The organism is Rheinheimera baltica, assembly GCF_030731985.1.
Taxonomy (GTDB): Bacteria; Pseudomonadota; Gammaproteobacteria; order Enterobacterales; family Alteromonadaceae; genus Alishewanella; species Alishewanella baltica.
Genome location: NZ_JAPJDY010000001.1, coordinates 306,488 through 322,876, shown reverse-complemented (window position 1 = coordinate 322,876; position 16,389 = coordinate 306,488). Strand labels below are relative to the sequence as shown.

Annotated in this window: 15 protein-coding genes; 3 read left to right on the top strand and 12 right to left on the bottom strand. The window is 46.6% G+C overall.

All coding sequences use genetic code 11. The features are described 5' to 3' along the window. Positions 1-7: 7 nt before the first annotated feature. Positions 8-817 (top strand): septum site-determining protein MinD, encoded by an 810-nt coding sequence (gene minD, locus ORJ00_RS01555; RefSeq protein WP_306138781.1) that lies wholly within the window; start codon positions 8-10, stop codon positions 815-817. Positions 818-820: 3 nt separating this feature from the next. Continuing rightward, on the top strand, positions 821-1,081 hold the full coding sequence (minE, locus tag ORJ00_RS01550) for a cell division topological specificity factor MinE (protein WP_027669574.1): 261 nt from the start codon (positions 821-823) through the stop codon (positions 1,079-1,081). Between the two features lie 73 nt (positions 1,082-1,154). Here minE and ORJ00_RS01545 read toward each other — a convergent pair whose 3' ends face one another. From ORJ00_RS01545 to ORJ00_RS01520, 6 genes are all read right to left on the bottom strand, one after another. Beyond that, positions 1,155-2,177 (bottom strand): CNNM domain-containing protein, encoded by a 1,023-nt coding sequence (locus ORJ00_RS01545; protein ID WP_305974753.1) that lies wholly within the window; start codon positions 2,175-2,177, stop codon positions 1,155-1,157. 157 nt (positions 2,178-2,334) lie between these two features. After that, a complete protein-coding gene (locus tag ORJ00_RS01540) occupies positions 2,335-4,251 on the bottom strand; it encodes an alpha/beta hydrolase family protein (RefSeq protein WP_306138779.1) in 1,917 nt (638 codons plus the stop codon). A gap of 158 nt (positions 4,252-4,409) precedes the next feature. Continuing rightward, positions 4,410-5,798, bottom strand: a complete 1,389-nt coding sequence (locus tag ORJ00_RS01535; protein WP_027669577.1) for a DUF4397 domain-containing protein — start codon at positions 5,796-5,798, stop codon at positions 4,410-4,412. Between the two features lie 132 nt (positions 5,799-5,930). Beyond that, positions 5,931-7,076 carry a ribonuclease D gene (rnd, locus tag ORJ00_RS01530; protein ID WP_306138778.1) on the bottom strand — a complete coding sequence of 382 codons (1,146 nt, stop codon included), beginning with the start codon at positions 7,074-7,076 and terminating at the stop codon, positions 5,931-5,933. 81 nt (positions 7,077-7,157) lie between these two features. Further along, positions 7,158-8,813, bottom strand: a complete 1,656-nt coding sequence (gene fadD / locus ORJ00_RS01525; protein WP_306138777.1) for a long-chain-fatty-acid--CoA ligase FadD — start codon at positions 8,811-8,813, stop codon at positions 7,158-7,160. Between the two features lie 170 nt (positions 8,814-8,983). Next, positions 8,984-9,847 carry a class I SAM-dependent methyltransferase gene (locus ORJ00_RS01520; protein ID WP_306138776.1) on the bottom strand — a complete coding sequence of 288 codons (864 nt, stop codon included), beginning with the start codon at positions 9,845-9,847 and terminating at the stop codon, positions 8,984-8,986. Between the two features lie 252 nt (positions 9,848-10,099). On the opposite strand from ORJ00_RS01520, the gene ORJ00_RS01515 reads away from it, so the two are divergent. Then, on the top strand, positions 10,100-11,398 hold the full coding sequence (locus ORJ00_RS01515; protein WP_306138775.1) for an alkaline phosphatase: 1,299 nt from the start codon (positions 10,100-10,102) through the stop codon (positions 11,396-11,398). Between the two features lie 4 nt (positions 11,399-11,402). Here the strand turns inward: ORJ00_RS01515 and ORJ00_RS01510 are convergent, their stop codons facing one another. The 6 genes from ORJ00_RS01510 to yoaA form a co-directional block, all read right to left on the bottom strand. After that, positions 11,403-11,903, bottom strand: a complete 501-nt coding sequence (locus ORJ00_RS01510) for a chalcone isomerase family protein (RefSeq protein WP_027669582.1) — start codon at positions 11,901-11,903, stop codon at positions 11,403-11,405. Then, positions 11,887-12,390: a DUF2878 domain-containing protein gene (locus tag ORJ00_RS01505; RefSeq protein WP_306138774.1), complete on the bottom strand. Its 504-nt coding sequence runs from the start codon at positions 12,388-12,390 to the stop codon at positions 11,887-11,889. Before ORJ00_RS01505 ends, ORJ00_RS01510 begins: the two co-directional genes overlap by 17 nt. Then, positions 12,387-13,124: an SDR family NAD(P)-dependent oxidoreductase gene (locus tag ORJ00_RS01500; protein WP_306125267.1), complete on the bottom strand. Its 738-nt coding sequence runs from the start codon at positions 13,122-13,124 to the stop codon at positions 12,387-12,389. Before ORJ00_RS01500 ends, ORJ00_RS01505 begins: the two co-directional genes overlap by 4 nt. A gap of 96 nt (positions 13,125-13,220) precedes the next feature. Further along, entirely contained in the window at positions 13,221-13,523 is a 303-nt protein-coding gene (locus tag ORJ00_RS01495) for a hypothetical protein (protein ID WP_306137129.1), read from the bottom strand. Positions 13,524-13,719: 196 nt separating this feature from the next. Further along, complete coding sequence (tsaB, locus tag ORJ00_RS01490) at positions 13,720-14,430, bottom strand: tRNA (adenosine(37)-N6)-threonylcarbamoyltransferase complex dimerization subunit type 1 TsaB (RefSeq protein ID WP_306137130.1); 711 nt, start codon at positions 14,428-14,430, stop codon at positions 13,720-13,722. Then, on the bottom strand, positions 14,430-16,361 hold the full coding sequence (gene yoaA, locus ORJ00_RS01485) for a DNA repair helicase YoaA (RefSeq protein ID WP_306138773.1): 1,932 nt from the start codon (positions 16,359-16,361) through the stop codon (positions 14,430-14,432). Before yoaA ends, tsaB begins: the two co-directional genes overlap by 1 nt. Between the last annotated feature and the right edge of the window lie 28 nt (positions 16,362-16,389).

Below are 16,389 nucleotides of genomic sequence, written 5' to 3'. Positions count from 1 at the left end.
ATGTTTGATGGCAAAAATTATTGTTGTCACCTCAGGAAAAGGGGGCGTGGGCAAAACCACGTCCAGCGCAGCAATTGGTACCGGGCTGGCCTTAAAAGGCCATAAAACCGTAATTATCGATTTTGACATCGGCTTACGTAACCTGGACCTGATTATGGGCTGTGAACGGCGGGTAGTTTACGACTTTGTAAACGTGATTAACGGCGAAGCGAATCTCAAACAAACATTAATAAAAGATAAGCGCACCGATAATCTGTTTATTTTGCCTGCGTCGCAAACCCGCGATAAAGACGCCCTGACAAAAGAAGGCGTAGAGCGCGTATTAAACGAGCTGGCGAAAGATTTTGATTTTATATTGTGTGACTCACCCGCTGGTATCGAAGCCGGTGCCATGATGGCACTGTACTTTGCCGACGAAGCTGTGGTGGTTACCAACCCGGAAGTGTCATCTGTACGCGACTCAGACCGTATTTTAGGTATGTTGTCCAGCAAATCACGCCGTGCCGAAAATGGCCAGGATGCGATTAAAGAGCACTTGCTTTTAACCCGCTACAACCCGGAGCGGGTTGAAAAAGGTGAAATGCTCAGTGTTGAAGACGTAAAAGAAATTTTATCAATAGACCTGCTCGGCGTTATCCCTGAATCTCAAGCCGTGCTTAATGCCTCTAACTCAGGCCAACCGGTGATCTTAGATACTGACAGCGATGCCGGCCAAGCTTATTTAGATACTGTCGAGCGCTTGCTGGGTGAAGAAGTGCCTTTCCGCTTTCTGACAGTAGAGAAAAAGGGCCTGTTAAAACGGATATTTGGAGGTTAACGCATGTCGTTACTGGATTATTTTCGCTCAAGTAAAAAGACCACCGCTAACACGGCAAAAGAGCGGCTGCAGATCATCGTGGCGCACGAGCGCAGAAAGCGTAACAGCCCGGATTACCTGCCACAGCTTGAGCGCGACATTTTAGAAGTGATCCGCAAGTACGTGGATATTTCACCCGAAGATATCGCCGTATCTCTTGAGAAACGTGACAACGAATTGTCTGTGTTAGAGCTGAATATCACCTTCCCGGATGATAAGCGCTAGTTGCAATAAACGCCCTATGGGTAAGGTTTAACAGCAGATGCTATAAAACAGGCCGCTATTGCGGCCTGTTTTTTTAATCATCCGTCAGGTTTTTAAGTTTATGCGCCCAGCGCCGCTTTGCAAAACGGCGCATATTAGGAATATCATCCGTCTCGTCCATAATGGGTTGCCCAATAATGGTTTCTATAACGTCTTCCATCGTTACCAACCCAAGCCAACTGCCATATTCATCGTACACTAAACACAGGTGCTGACGTTCATGCATTAGCTGAGACATCAGTTGCTCGACGTTTATCTTGTCTGAAATCACCTTGACGGGTTTCATTAAGTCGGCAACGGTTTTTTGATCAGTAATATTCAGCATATCGTAACGAAACGCGATCCCCAGTGGGGCTTCATCTTTGTCTAACACCGGATAACGTGAAAACTGCCCCACTTTAACACGCTCAGCAAAGTCGGCTAACGGCTCGCTGGGGCTGGCAATTTCACACACGGTACGAGGCGTCATAATATCGCGAACTTTGATATCGTGCAGGTCAAGAATATTAGAAATAACACGCTGCTCGTCTTCATCAAGCTTATTAAGCTCACGTCCCAATACGGTTAGCGCTTTTATTTCCTGACGTAAATCATGTTGTTGCTCAGCGCCGCCAAACAGTTTCATAATTTGATCCGACAACCAGATAAACGGTTTTAACAGTGTAATCATGCCATACAGCACTACCGGTAACATTGGCGCTAGCTGCGGCCAATAACGGGCACCAATAGTTTTTGGCATAATTTCGGAAAATACCAAAATAAGGAAGGTCATTACCGCAGAGACAATACCCAAATACCCATCACCAAAAACGATAGTAACCTGCGCCCCTACACCAGTGGCGCCAACGGTATGGGCTACTGTGTTAAGCGTTAATATAGCCGCTAAGGGCTGATCAATTTTATCTTTCAACATTTTTAACTTTTCATACAGCAAAGGCCGTGTAAGTTTTTGTTGAGCAATATAGCTTGGCGTAATAGACAACAACGCTGCTTCTAGAATTGAACAGATAAAGGATACCGCAATTGACAACACCGCAAATGCAATTAAAAGGCTCATAGATGTTGGTTATAACACTCCAGTTGACTAACACAACGGCAGTATAAAGTTGACGTTAATAAAAAGCGAGATTCATCCGAACTGAGTATCGATATAACCGCAATAACAAAGCCCGCTTTACGCGGGCTGCAAAAATCAGCTACATGTAAATTTACAATTACTTCGCCGCGTTAAGATGCTGCTTTAAAAAGTCGTCCATGGCCTTAAACATTTGCAAGCGGTGGCTGTTGGTGCTGAGGTAATGGTCACCGTCTTCCAGCTCGATATACTGCACGTTCTTGTCATGCCGACGCAGTGCTTTGTGCATGTCACGGCTTTGCGCTACCCCCACGCTGCGATCTTTGGTGCCATGCACCAGAAGTACCGGCACGTTAATTTTTTTGGCATGCGTAATTGGAGAGCGCTCTTCAAGCAAGTCGAAATCGTCGCCTACCTGCTTTTTTACCACTTCATAATTAGTGTAACGGCGGTGTGATTTCACTAAGGCTTCAACATCGGTAACACCGGCAAAGCTAACCACACACTGATATAAATCTGATGTTTTTACTGCGCTCATCAGCGCCGCATAGCCGCCGTAACTGGCACCTACAATACAAATACGTTTAGCATCCGCTATGCCTTCGTTAATTAACCAGCGTGTGCCATCTTCTACATCGTCCTGCATTTGTAAGCCCCAGCCTTGCAAGCCCATTTGCTTAAAATCGAAACCATAGCCGTGTGAACCACGAAAGTTCATTTGCAACACGGCATAACCGCGATTAGCAAAAAACTGCGTCCAGTAGTCAAAACCGTCGTCATCAAAAGAAATAGGCCCACCATGTGGAAAGATAATGGTAGGAATAGCGCCCTGCTTGTAACCCAAAGGGGTGGAAAGAAACCCCTCAATGGTTAAACCATCACGCGCTTTATATTGAATTTTCTGCTTGGCCACCATCAGCTCGGGCTTAAGTTCACTGTATTTATCCAGCAAAAACATCATCGATTTGTCTTTGCGATCGCCAAGCAGGTAGCTCCCCGCATGCGTAGCACTGCTAGACTCGACGATATAGCGGTTTTTGTCGTGGCTCATGCTCACAATGTGGTTATCTGCGTCTGGTATAGCCAAATCAAGCGCTTTTTGAAACGCCTGGTACTCGCTGTCTACATAGTCTCCGCCAATAGAAATTACTTTGTTGTCTTGCCAGGAATAACTCATATCAGCCGGAACATCGTAGTTATCGTCGGCTTTAACTAGGTGTAATTGCGGTTGTGGTTCAGACAAGTTGGTTTTAAAAATGGCTAGCCGGCCGTCATGGTAGGCCGACACGTAAAGTATGTTTGGATCGGCGTCAAAACCAATCGGCCACACCTCTTGCTCTGAAAAACGTTCAAACTGCCAAAGGGTGCGAAAATCGCCGCTATCGATAAGCTTTTCTTTCACTTCAAAGCGGGTGTCATCCCGAAACATAGCTATACGTGGCCGGTGCTGGCGGTCAGCTATCCAGTCGTAGAGGTTTTCACGGCTGGTCGCAACCATTTCATATAGCTCGCCATTTAGGTTGATTTTAACCACGCTGGTGCCAGTGCCGAAGTTAAAACCATCTAATGCCAGCAAAAAGTGCTGCTCATCGGCAGGCATTAAATCGACAATATTTGACTGAAACTGCGGCGCACGAACTAATTTTCGTAGTAATTGACCATTAACAACACTGCGGTTTTTACCTGTTTCAACATCAATCACCATTAAACGGGTTTCGGTTACCGGTATGCCATAACGTTTTGATGCGTAAGCTGCCCGCATTAAAAGCTGTTTATTGTTAGCCCAAATTACCGAGTAAATGGTTAAGTCACGGCTGTCCGCTTTAACTAAAAACTTCTGTTCATCTGTTTCTAAGTCTATTAACGAAACCAGTACTAATTGTTCTTTGTCGGTATCCAAAGTTTGGATCATCGACAGCTTGGTACCATCTGGTGATATTTTGAGTTTGTCGATACCAGGCGCACTGGCAAAGGCTTCAACCGGTAACTCTTTTGCGCTAATGGCGCTGCAGAACATAGTAGTTAGCACTACCACTAACACAGAGTAAAACTTCATCGGGCTAACGTTCCTGTTATCATATTTTTTGCTGCAGCAAAGTAGCAAAACATTAATAACATGGCAAAATATTATTTTGATGTTAACAAAGAATGTTACTGAATAAAAAGCCCGCACGAAGCGGGCTTTGGCGTAACAGGACCTTCTGTTATTTGATTTTAAGGTTGGACAAAGTCGTCCATTAAAATTAACCCTACATCTGCGGTTAAACCGGCACCGTCGCGGGCAATAGCGGTGTAAATACTGTTGGCTTCCAGTGTTAAGGCTACCGGGCCAATAGCGGCAGTTTTGCTGCCAGCGGGCGTTACCGTTACCACATAGTCGCCTGCAGCCAGTGATACATAGCCGGTTTCAGCTTTAAACGGTACAGCAGCAAAGGCAGGTGCGGCATCGGTAATGTCTTCGGTTGCAGTAACATAGATATCCACATTACCCGCTAAGGTTGAACCATGCACTATACGCACTTGCGCTTCGGTTGCGATGCGACGTGGCATATCAGCTAATACCAGCGGTTCAATGCTGTTTTCGCCCAATGAACCCACTGCCAGCACGCTGTAAAATGCGCCAGGCATCAGGGTTAAATCAGCATCTATAACCACTACGCTGTTGTCCGCATCAGCCGCAACTTTAACATTGTACGTATCCGGTGCGACGGTGTCATACCCGGTAAAGTCAGGGAAAGACAACGCATCTACCAGAGTAATAGCATCATTAACAATAACATCTACCGCCGGCGCGTCAGATACGTTATGCACTACGCGCACCGATGCGGTTGCAGACGCGTCAAGAATGTCCATCTCGCTGCCATCCTGACCAATAGCCAGTAAAGACACCGGCGACATACCAGAGAAACGGCTATCAATAGCGGCAACCACTAAATCTGTACCTGCGGTGCTTAAATCCAGGCTACCGCTGTCAAACACTACGGTGTCAGTGCCAGGCAAAGCAATGCGCACCTGGTATGTACCCGGGTCCACTTCAACATAGTCGGTAGCGTCTTTGTACATTAAGGTGGCTAATGGTGAACCTAGCTCAGCATCTGGCGCAGTTACGTGAATATCTACCTCAGGTGCAGTGGCGGCGGCATGCACTACTTGCAAACGAATTTTACCTGCTGCAACCTCATTTACCGTGCCGGTAACCACTATAGGCTCCAGAGTTTGGGCAGCAACACTACCCACCGCAAACACGGTGTAACGTGTGGCTTCTTCTAAGGTGAGATCTAAAGGCCCAATAACCGTGGCAGTGTTATCAGCGCCCGGCAAAATGCCATCAACTGCAATGCTGTATGTGGCCGGAGGTAAGGAGAGTACGTCTGAAGCCTGGCCAAACATTAGCCCTTCAACAGCTGCATCACCGTTAGCTAACACGTTAACATCTGGCGCATCTATGGCACTGTGCACTACCTGCACTGTGGCATTAACAACTGCTGGTGGTGGAGGCGGTGGTGGCGGTGTTGGCGCAGGATCTGAATCGCCGTCTAAAAAACAGCCGCTAAGTGATACAGACAAAACAACAGGCAAAGCAAAGTTTTTTATTCCCTTCATTGTTGTAACCCTTCAGTTATTAGTTGCTGAATTGTTACGCCTGCGATTTAGTAAACGATCAAAGCTTTTTTAGTAAAAAAATCGTAACTTTTTAAGTAAAAAATAGACTGATCCAAAGCAGCTATTATTACGTTAAGAACCAGTTTTGCCCGGAATATGCTCAGGCCATGGCAGAAAAGGCAATAAATACTGTGCGCGCCAGCCCTTTAAGTACTCTGGCACAGGCAGCAATGCCCGCTGTTCATCTGACACCCGCCAGCACCAATTTAAGTATTCGTTCAGTTGGCGTTTCACTGACATAAATTCAGCCGGAATGGACAATTCGGCCGCTGCAGATTTAACGGCTTTGGTTAGCTCGTTCACCATTTCTTTGTGACCAGCAAACTGTGCTTCGTGGTAAAAGCGCTGTGGACAGGCGGTAATAGGCAACTCTTTAGCCTGCGCGATCATTTCCACCAACAATTTGGCATGGCGGCGTATTTCTCTGGGCGACAGCCCCGGAATATTCAATAAACTTTCCGCAGTCGATGGCCGGCGTTTAGCCAACTCTACCAAATGTATGTCTTTAAGCACTAAACCCAGTGCGAGATCGCGCTGTTGGGCATAACGATAGCGCCAGGCTGCCAACTCACGTAAAACCGACAACTCACGCGGGCTAAGCTGCCAGCTATTTTTAATTTCCAGATACTTAAATTCCAGCGGTAACTGCTGCTCGCGCCGACGCATTAATTGCGCGCCTTCTTGCAACAACAAACTATGTTGCTGTTCCGACATAAGCGCTAAGAGTTTTGGGTATAACGGATACAAAAAGTGTACATCATTGGCGGCATATGTTAGCTGCGTGGGCGTTAAGGGCCGGGCTAACCAGTCTGTACGAGACTCGCTTTTATCCAGTACTTCACCGCTAAGTTGTTCGACTAACCGCGCATAGCCCATGCTGCCGCCCCAGCCTATTAGCTCTGCGGCTAACTGCGTATCAAACAACGGGCTAATGTCGTTAATGCCAATGGTGGCTAAGGCTTCGATGTCTTCACTGCAAGAATGCAGTAATTTTACTATGCCCGTATTCGCCATTACTTGTTGCAGTGGCTGCCAGTTGGTAATACTAAGCGGGTCGACTAAGGCCAACGTGTGGCCATCAAACAACTGAATTAATCCCAGTTTTGGCAGTAAGGTACTTTGGCGAATAAATTCGGTATCCATTGCCAATACTTTACTGTTTAAAACCTGCTGACAATATGCTGCCAGCGCGTCGTTATCGGTGATTAACCCTGTCATCTGTTACCTGTTCTATTGCTGTGCAAACAAAAGCCGGCATGAGAGCCGGCTTTTGTCGTGTTACGCGTATAGTGGTACGCGTTAACCGCGAAGTTCTCGCCGTAAAATTTTACCCACATTGGTTTTGGGCAACTCTGAGCGAAATTCTACCAGTTTAGGCACTTTATAGCCCGTTAAATGTTGCCGACAGTGTTGGATCACTTCCTGCTCTGTCAGGCTGGCGTCTTTTTTCACAATAAACACTTTAACACTTTCACCACTGGCATCGTTTGGCACACCAACGGCGGCAACCTCCAATACTTTTTCACTCATTGCGACCACTTCTTCAATTTCATTTGGGTATACATTAAAACCGGATACCAAAATCATGTCTTTCTTGCGGTCAACAATGTAAAAGAAGCCTTCTTCGTCCATACGGGCAATATCGCCGGTATATAGCCAGTCATCTTTTAATACTTTGTCGGTTTCTTCTGGCCGGTTTAAGTAGCCCAGCATAACCTGCGGGCCTCTTACCAGCATTTCGCCGGCTTCACCTGGTGCCACATCTTTGCCGTCTTCATCCACCAGCCGAATATCCGTTGACGGTGCAGGTAAACCAATGCTGCCGTTAAAACTGTCTAAATCGTAAGGGCTAATGGTCACTAACGGGCAACACTCTGTCAGGCCGTAACCTTCAACTAAACGTGTGCCGGTGGTTTTTTGCCATCTCTCTGCTACCGGGCGCTGCACTGCCATACCGCCACCTAACGACAACTTAAGCTTGGTAAAATCTAAATCTGCAAAGCCGGGTGTATTTAATAGCCCGTTAAACAACGTGTTTACACCAGTAATGGCGGTAAACGGGAATTGCGATAACTCTTTAACGAAGGCTTTCATATCACGCGGATTGGTGATCAGTAAATTCGTACCGCCGTACTTAAAGAACGTGAAGAAGTTCGCCGTTAACGCAAAGATATGATAAAGCGGTAACGCGGTAACAACGTACTCGGCACCTTTATTTAAGAAGCTATCAAGGCAACCACTGACCTGCTCCAGGTTACCCACCATATTACGGTGCGTAAGCATAGCCCCTTTTGATACCCCCGTGGTACCACCGGTGTATTGCAAAAAGGCGATATCGCTACCACTCAGCGTGGGCTTGGTATAGCTAAGATTAGCCCCCTGCTCTAACGTGGTGTTAAAACGCGTGAAAGCCTTTAGCTTGTAAGCAGGGATAAGCTTTTTAATATGTTTAACAACTAAATTAACGATGGTTCCTTTAACCGCGCCCAAACGGTCACCCATTTTGGTCAATATCACATGGTCAAGTTTTACCTTATCTTCTACAGCAGCCAAGGTATGGGCAAAATTCTCAACGATAACAATAGCTTTAGCTTTAGAGTCGTTTAACTGATGCTCAAGTTCGCGTGGCGTATATAGCGGGTTAACATTAACCACTACACAGCCAGCACGCAAAACGCCCATTAACGCAATAGGATATTGCAGCAAGTTAGGCATCATAATGGCAACCGCATCGCCTTTTTTCAGCCCAAGAATAGTTTGTAAATACGCAGCAAAAGCCGTGCTTTGCTGATCCAGCTCGCGATAGCTGATGCTCTTACCCATATTGATAAAAGCCACTTTATCTGGGTACTGCGCAATGCTTTGTTCAAAAATATCTAATAATGACGGGTAATGATCGGCATTAATTTCTGCGGGTACGCCTGACGGGTAACGTTTTAACCAAACTCTATCCACCGTCCTCTCCTTTTGTCTAAGGTTATTATTGTATAGATATAAAACCACCGGCACGCAATCTGTTGCTGCGCTTTTATCCGTTTGTGGCTATATTGGAGTTTTTACTCTAACGGCTAATCATCCCATAATTGTAAACAATGTACAATTAGCCGTAGTTATTGCAAAAATAGTTACTGTATTGGTTCTTGTAATGGTTTAACAAATTTTAGTGTCATCCGATCACTTTCACCGATAGCAAGATACTCTTGTTTATTGTAATTGCCCATAGCAAGTGTTGGTGGCAGTGCATACACCCCTTTAGGGTAATTTTTGGTGTCGGCCGGGTTTGCATTAATTTCGCTGCTGGCAACTAAGCTAAAGCCCGCTTGCTCAGCTGCCTGAATTAAATAAGACTCATCAAGATAGCCATCAACCGCTGAACTTGAAATATCAGATAACCTTGCCGCTCTGTGTTCAACCATCCCCAGCACGCCGCCGGGTTTAAGCACTTGAAACAGGCTTTGCAAGGTAGCAAATAAATTGCCGTCTTCATTCCAAATATGGGCATTACGGAACGTTAGCACCATATCAAACTGGTCATTCTGTTGTGGGTACAGCAATGGCGGTTCCAGCTCTACCAATGCAGGTTCACCAAAATAGGCTTTTTCTTCAATTAAACGTTCAGCTAAACGTGCACTTACCCGCGCCCAAAAAATGCTGCGTTCATCTTTGAAAGAACCATCGTTTTGCTTAAACTGCGCCAGGGTTAATTGCCCCTGATCTTTCAAAAATGGCGCCAGTATTTCGGTGTACCAACCATGTCCTGGCCATATCTCCAGCACGGACATATTCGGCTGTATACCAAAAAACGCGAGCGTTTCAACCGGATTACGATATTGATTACGTTGTATATTAAGCTCACTACGCTGTGGTGCGGCCGCCAGCTGTTCAAGCTTGGTTAACGACTGCTCAGCAGAAATGTGTACAGAAGCGAAAGATAAGCAGCTGAAAAATAAAGGTAAAATTATTGTCTTTGTTCTAATTGTAATTGACATACTTCAAACCTTACTGATTACTGACTCTACGACGTCAGGGCGTTTAATGCCGGAAAAGGAACTGAATTATTCGTTTGATTGTTCAGTTTTAATTCAGTTCCATTTACACCTAATTTAGCCACACTAACGAGCGAACGCAAAGTAAAACATTGAGCGCATGCATTTAGCGCTTTGTCGACATCGCTTTGTCATAACAACGCTATAAAGTACACTAGCAACCCAGAACATCAAGCTCTAATAAGGTAAACCTGAATGCGCCTGCATTTGTTATCGTTGTCATTGTTGCTAGCCCCTTCTCTTGCTCTGGCAGCACCAAAAAATATTATTTATATGATAGGTGATGGTATGGGCCCCACCTATTTGTCAGCATATCGCTATTACCAGGACGATAGCAGTACTAAAGTGGTTGAAAGCACCATTTTTGATGAGTTGTGGCAAGGCATGGCCAGTACTTATCCAGATGATGATACCTATGTTACCGACTCGGCCGCAGGTGCTACCGCATTAGCTACCGGTGAAAAAAGCTATAACGGTGCAATATCAGTAAACCGCCAACATATTCCTATAGGTACCATGATGCAGCTTGCCAAGCGCCTTGGTAAAGCTAACGGTATAGTTGCGAGCTCTCAAATTAACCATGCAACGCCAGCCTCATTCTTAGCACACAATAAAAGCCGCAGTAACTACGATGATATTGCCAATATGTATGTCGATTACAAGATTAACGGTAGGCCGGTGGCTGACGTGATGCTGGGCGGCGGCATTAAATATTTTCAGCGCAAAGACCGCGATTTAGTCAGTGAATTTAAACAACTGGGTTTTCAATATACCGACAGTTGGCAGCATCTGGATACCCTAACCCAATTACCGGCTTTAGCCTTACTCGCTGAAACAGCGCTACCGGCGGCACTTAATAGTTCACAAAACGCTCAGTTGGCTACGCTTACGACAAAGGCATTAAAGCTGTTAACCCCAGCAGAAAAAGGCTTTGTGCTGATGGTAGAAGGCAGCCAAATTGATTGGTGTGGCCATGATAACGATATTGCCTGCGCCATGGCCGAAATGGACGATTTTGCCAAAGCGATTGCTGTAGCCAAAGCTTACGTTGATCAGCATCCGGATACGTTGTTGATCATAACTGCTGATCACGAAACCGGCGGTATGACATTGGGTGCTGCAGGCGAATATCTGTGGCTACCCAAAGTAGTTCAAAAGGTAAAGGCGACGGGAAGAAGCATTGCTACGCAATTAAAACAGGCTGAGTCTGACACTGCAGCACTCGTACTTTGGGCTGATTTAACCTCGATAACCTTAACCGAAGAAGAACAAGCCGCATTACTGGCGGCGCGGCAACAAGATGAAAAGACATTACGTGTTTTGTCTAACCAGCTGGTTGCCAAATACTCTTACACCGGTTGGACCACGGGTGGGCACACCGCTACAGATGTGGCGGTGCTAGCATATGGCAAATGGCGTGATGACTTTAGCGGTTTTCAAGACAATACCGAGATAGCTAAAAAACTTATCCAGTTTATTCAACAAACCAAGTAGGCTGTTATGGCGCCGCGATAAGTTCGCGGCGCAGTTTGGGTGCACTGGTATCAGGGTGCAACCAGATATCAAAAAATGCCGCTCCAAAAGTGACATCGTCTACGACACCGGTCTCAACACCATTTAAATAGAATGTCACCTTACCGTCTGGTTGTAGCAGCGCAGCCAAGGTATCGCCCTCTGTAACATCTTGCCATAGCGTTTGTAATAGCTTTGCCCACTGCTGTTGTTGTTCGGTACTGGTAAAGCCAAGTTTTTGCCACTCATCTACGGTCGCATCAATAAACTGCTGTTTGCTGATATCACGCTTATACGTTAGCTCTAACAATAATGGGCTGCTGGTAGCGTAATCGATGAATTTGCCATCTGTGGTTGCAAGGCGCGCATCATAAAGCTGCCAAAACAAGTAGCGATAACTGCCTTGCCCTACCGTAGTGAAATCTGGCATGGCAAGTAAATTAAAACTAAACAACAACGCCAAAATAGCACTACAACGCCGGCGCATAAAACCTCCTGCTTTGTCCCAAAGCAATAGCAATACCCGCCCATACCACTACCAGCACGATGGCTGAGTATTCCGCCAGCGGAAACTGCAATAGGCCACCACTTAGCTTTGCACCGCCCCAATACGACATTGGCCCGCCAATGCCGCCCAGCACTGCAGCAACCCAAGGGCGGGTTAGCACTGACGCCATAAATTCGACTGAAGCCAAGGCAAACATAGCCCACAGTAGCACAAACCATGATGGCATTAGCATACTGCCCTCAAACTGCAATACGCCAGTTAACAGCAAGATGACATCAACGCTTACTCCTAACAGCAAAATACCGCCAACCGCGATTCGTGCTTTCGACGTTAACTTAAACATGGCATATATAAAATATCCCACCACCGGCAACATGGCGATGTATTGCCAGCCTATCAATGCAAACCAGCTTAGTTGGAAACCAATAAAGGCCCGCCAATGAAATGTGCTTAGCGATGTTGTCATTGTTTCATCCTGGCAGCCACATTGTTACGTAACCGATACGGCAAAAGTGCCAGCAGTTTCAACATAATACTTAACCGACGCGGGAAACGAATACGCTGTTTACCAGCAGCCAGACCGGTGTATATACGCTTTGCAGCGGTATCAGTGCTAACTAAAAAGGGCATGCTAAAGTCGTTTTTCTGCGTTAAAGGGGTGTCGACAAAGCCCGGTTCAATTAAACTTACCGATATACCGCTGTCGACTAAATCTATGCGTAAACTGTCAGCAAAATAACTTACTGCCGCTTTACTGGCACCATACGCTTGGGCGCGGGTAAACGGGAAAAAATGTGCCATTGAGCTAACAATAGCTAATTGTGGCGACATAGAAGCCTTTAACAACGGCATAAAGTATTTGCTTGCTGCAACCACGGCATGGAAGTTAATGGCGAAGGTGCGCTCAAACGCGGCTAAATCTAAGTCGGTTGCGTCAACATACTCGCAAGTACCCGCATTTAACAACACCAGATCTAACACTACTCCCTCTTCAAGCAATTGCTCAGCTGCCGAACAAAGCGCTGCGGTATCCGTTAAATCCAGCGGTAATGCTTTAATGCCAGTGTGCTGGGCAAGTTGATTCAGTTTATCTTCAGAGCGCGCCACAGCATAAACTGTCCAGCCATTGGCGGCATAATACAGCGCTAGCGCGTGTCCAATGCCTGAACTGGCACCGGTAATTAAACAGGTAGAAGTCATAACCGTCTCTTAACAGTAATTTACCTTTAAGACTACGATGCAGGGTGTGGTTTGGATTTAGAAATAAACTGGGTTTTGCTAAGAGCCCGTTTTTGCTTAGGCGTAAAGATCGACACCCAGCATAGATTGCACTTCACTACGGCGTTGCTCGTTCGCCTGGCTTTGATAAGCCTCTATAGCTTGCTGGCTACGCTTGTCGGTAGCAGAGCGGAAATTTGTTTGTTGACGGCGCTCGTCATCCAGCCGGTCTGTTACTTCAGCGCTGGCACGAATACCTCTGCCTTTAGGCAGCTCTGTTGCTTCTTCGTTGCGCGGCAGCGCACGACGAGGCTCAGCACCGTTAAATACGGTACTGATACTTTGGGTAGAATTAGCAGCAGAGTTGATATTCAGTGTCATAGTACAAAACTCATCCAGACATAGCGCTAATTATAGCCAGTGCAGCCAACAAACCAAGCATTTTATAAGCTGATAGCCAAACTAATTGAAGTTGCAGGTAAGCGGCAAGTTAACTAGTCCCCATGAGCATAGTTCTCTATGTGATCGGGTCGGACTGGCGCTCCAGCTTGTTAGCGCAGCCAACACCGCTGCAGCTTCAAGTAGGACGGCTATCTCTGCCCGGTAGTTTTTGCCAGGTAACATCATCCCGCACATACACCGGTTCGGCATGTTCGGCGGCAATAAACTGTCCGGCGGCCAGTGCCGGCAGTGACAGACTTAGCATATCCTGCGCTGACGGGTATAACACATCATTGAGGATAACTGCGTTTTGCTTTTGTTGCAGTTGCTGTGCATAAGTTTGCCAGCCGGTGCCGACAGCGTAAACTTCACCACCGATATCAAAAGCAGGTAAATCATGAGGTTTTATTGCCACTTCGCCCGAGCTTGGTAGCATCAGGCCGTTTTGTAAGTGAAAACTGGCGATATACACCTCTGCCATACGCGCATCTATTGCACCAATAACCTGCTCGGCACTGTGCAACCTATGTGCGGCCTGGGCCATTGCCGCGAGTGTAGAAACACCATACACCGGCACGTCAGCACCAAATGCCAGGCCTTGGGTTACGCCAACACCAATGCGCACACCGGTAAAGCTTCCCGGGCCGCGGCCAAACACAATGCCATCAAGCTGGCTAAGACCAATATCCGCCTGAGACAGTAGCTGTTGCACCATCGGTAAAATACGTTTGCTGTGTTGCTGTGGGCAAACCTCGTCTAGCGTTAACCTCTCGGCCCCGATCTGCAATGCGACAGAGCAGGCTTCAGTTGAAGTATCTAAGGCAAGTAACTTTACGGCAGTTGGCATCACGTTGGATTGTCCTGTTTCATCTGTTGTAAAAAATCGACCGCGGTATCTAAACAACGGGTACGCCGCATGGGCGGTAAACTGGTTAAAAACACTTCGCCATAAGGTTTGGTTACCAGGCGATTATCACAAATTACCATCACGCCGCGGTCAGTAACGTCACGAATAAGGCGGCCTACACCTTGTTTTAGTGTGATAACCGCCTGCGGTAATTGTACCTGCGCAAACGGATCCAAGCCACGCATAACACAATCTTCACTGCGTGCCTGTAGCAACGGTTCATCTGGTGAAGCAAAGGGTAGTTTATCAATTATCACGCAGCTTAGCGTGTCGCCGCGCACGTCTACACCTTCCCAAAAGCTACCGGTGCCTAACAGCACTGCATTGTCTAATGTTACAAACTGTTCCAGTAATAAACGTTTGCCGGTACTGCCCTGCACTAAAACCGGCTGACGAATAAGATCGGGTAATTGCTGAGCTACCATTTGCAGCATGCGATGGCTGGTAAATAAGAAAAAACACCTGCCGTTATTAGCTTCAATTAAGCGACAGGCAATTTGCAATAGGGTGTTAGCCATGGCCGGTTCATGTGGCTCTGGCATAAAGCGAGGCACACATAATAATGCCTGCTCAGCGTAGTCAAATGGGCTTTCTAATAATAAGGTTTTGGCTTGTTGCAGCCCCATTTGATCGGTGTAATGGCTAAAGCCATGATTCACCGATAAGGTGGCAGAGGTAAAGATCCAGCTACGCTCATCAGCGGCGACAATAGCGCGAAACTTGTCGGCAATACTCAGCGGTGTCAAATGCAAGCTAACATGCAAACGCGTGGTCTCATACCACAGGCTAACACCGCTTTGTTGCGTATCCATTAGTTTGAGTAAACGGGCTTTGGCCTGTGCCAAACGTTCAAAGGCATTATCGATTAAATCGCTGCGGCCTAAGCTGCTTTTCAGCACCAGATACAACATATCTATGGCTTCACTCACGCGATTTAATGCCGTTTGCATCTGCGGATTTTGATAAGCATCACGCCAATTACCTTTGGCGGGTTCGGTACCAAATTGCAAGCGCCAATCTTTAATCAGCAGGGCTACTTTATCAGCGGTTTTTGCCAGTTGCGGATGTTCACGAAGTTCGGTTTTACAGGCGGTTTCGATATCACGGCATAAATCCAGTAACAGACGGCTGGAGACATTTTCACCAAAATAATCACTGGCAATATCCGGTAGCTGGTGCGCTTCGTCGAAAATAATCACATCCATTTGTGGCAGTAGCTCGCCAAACCCAGTGTCTTTTAAAGCTAAGTCGGCAAAAAACAGATGATGATTAACCACCACAACATCGGCTGCCTGCGCTTTTTTGCGCGCTTTGAGTAAGTGGCAATCTTCGTACACCGGGCAGTCTTTGCCTAAACAGTTATCAGTGGTGCTGGTAACGTAAGGCAGGGCTTTAGAATCCTCGGCAATATAGCTTAGCTCGCCAATATCACCGCTTTGCGTTTCTGCAGACCATTTTTTTATCAGGCTAAGATCCTGAATAAGCTGATCGTCTTGCATTGGTACATGGTTGTAATGCTGTTCAAGGCGAAATAAACATAAATAATTGCTGCGCCCTTTAAGCAAGGCCAGTTGCAGGGGGCTTGCCAGCGCTTTGACCACCTTGGGTAAATCACGAAAATACAGTTGTTCTTGCAGGTTTTTAGTACCAGTAGATAGCACCACTTTTTTGCCACTGAGTAACGCAGGCACCAAATAGGCATAGGTTTTGCCTGTGCCGGTACCGGCTTCAACCACTAAAGCGCTGGGGGTTTCAATAACATCGGCCACGGCCTGCGCCATTTCTACTTGCGCATCACGGGCGTTAAAACCGCTAATGTGCTGGGCTAGTGCGCCGTTTGGCGCGAAGGCAGAACTCACTTGCTTACGCATAGCAACTTCGCATGGGGTGACCAAAAGA

Excerpts from the sequence above, each read along its gene's own strand:
- ORJ00_RS01510 (WP_027669582.1), bottom strand. The coding sequence starts at position 11,903 with ATGCGCCGGCGTTGTAGTGCTATTTTGGCGTTGTTGTTTAGTTTTAAT.
- tsaB (WP_306137130.1), bottom strand. The coding sequence starts at position 14,430 with ATGCCAACTGCCGTAAAGTTACTTGCCTTAGATACTTCAACTGAAGCC.
- ORJ00_RS01515 (WP_306138775.1), top strand. The coding sequence starts at position 10,100 with ATGCGCCTGCATTTGTTATCGTTGTCATTGTTGCTAGCCCCTTCTCTT.
- ORJ00_RS01540 (WP_306138779.1), bottom strand. The coding sequence starts at position 4,251 with ATGAAGTTTTACTCTGTGTTAGTGGTAGTGCTAACTACTATGTTCTGC.
- rnd (WP_306138778.1), bottom strand. The coding sequence starts at position 7,076 with ATGACAGGGTTAATCACCGATAACGACGCGCTGGCAGCATATTGTCAG.
- ORJ00_RS01545 (WP_305974753.1), bottom strand. The coding sequence starts at position 2,177 with ATGAGCCTTTTAATTGCATTTGCGGTGTTGTCAATTGCGGTATCCTTT.
- minD (WP_306138781.1), top strand. The coding sequence starts at position 8 with ATGGCAAAAATTATTGTTGTCACCTCAGGAAAAGGGGGCGTGGGCAAA.
- minE (WP_027669574.1), top strand. The coding sequence starts at position 821 with ATGTCGTTACTGGATTATTTTCGCTCAAGTAAAAAGACCACCGCTAAC.
- ORJ00_RS01495 (WP_306137129.1), bottom strand. The coding sequence starts at position 13,523 with ATGACACTGAATATCAACTCTGCTGCTAATTCTACCCAAAGTATCAGT.
- ORJ00_RS01535 (WP_027669577.1), bottom strand. The coding sequence starts at position 5,798 with ATGAAGGGAATAAAAAACTTTGCTTTGCCTGTTGTTTTGTCTGTATCA.
- ORJ00_RS01505 (WP_306138774.1), bottom strand. The coding sequence starts at position 12,390 with ATGACAACATCGCTAAGCACATTTCATTGGCGGGCCTTTATTGGTTTC.
- ORJ00_RS01500 (WP_306125267.1), bottom strand. The coding sequence starts at position 13,124 with ATGACTTCTACCTGTTTAATTACCGGTGCCAGTTCAGGCATTGGACAC.
- ORJ00_RS01520 (WP_306138776.1), bottom strand. The coding sequence starts at position 9,847 with ATGTCAATTACAATTAGAACAAAGACAATAATTTTACCTTTATTTTTC.
- yoaA (WP_306138773.1), bottom strand. The coding sequence starts at position 16,361 with ATGCGTAAGCAAGTGAGTTCTGCCTTCGCGCCAAACGGCGCACTAGCC.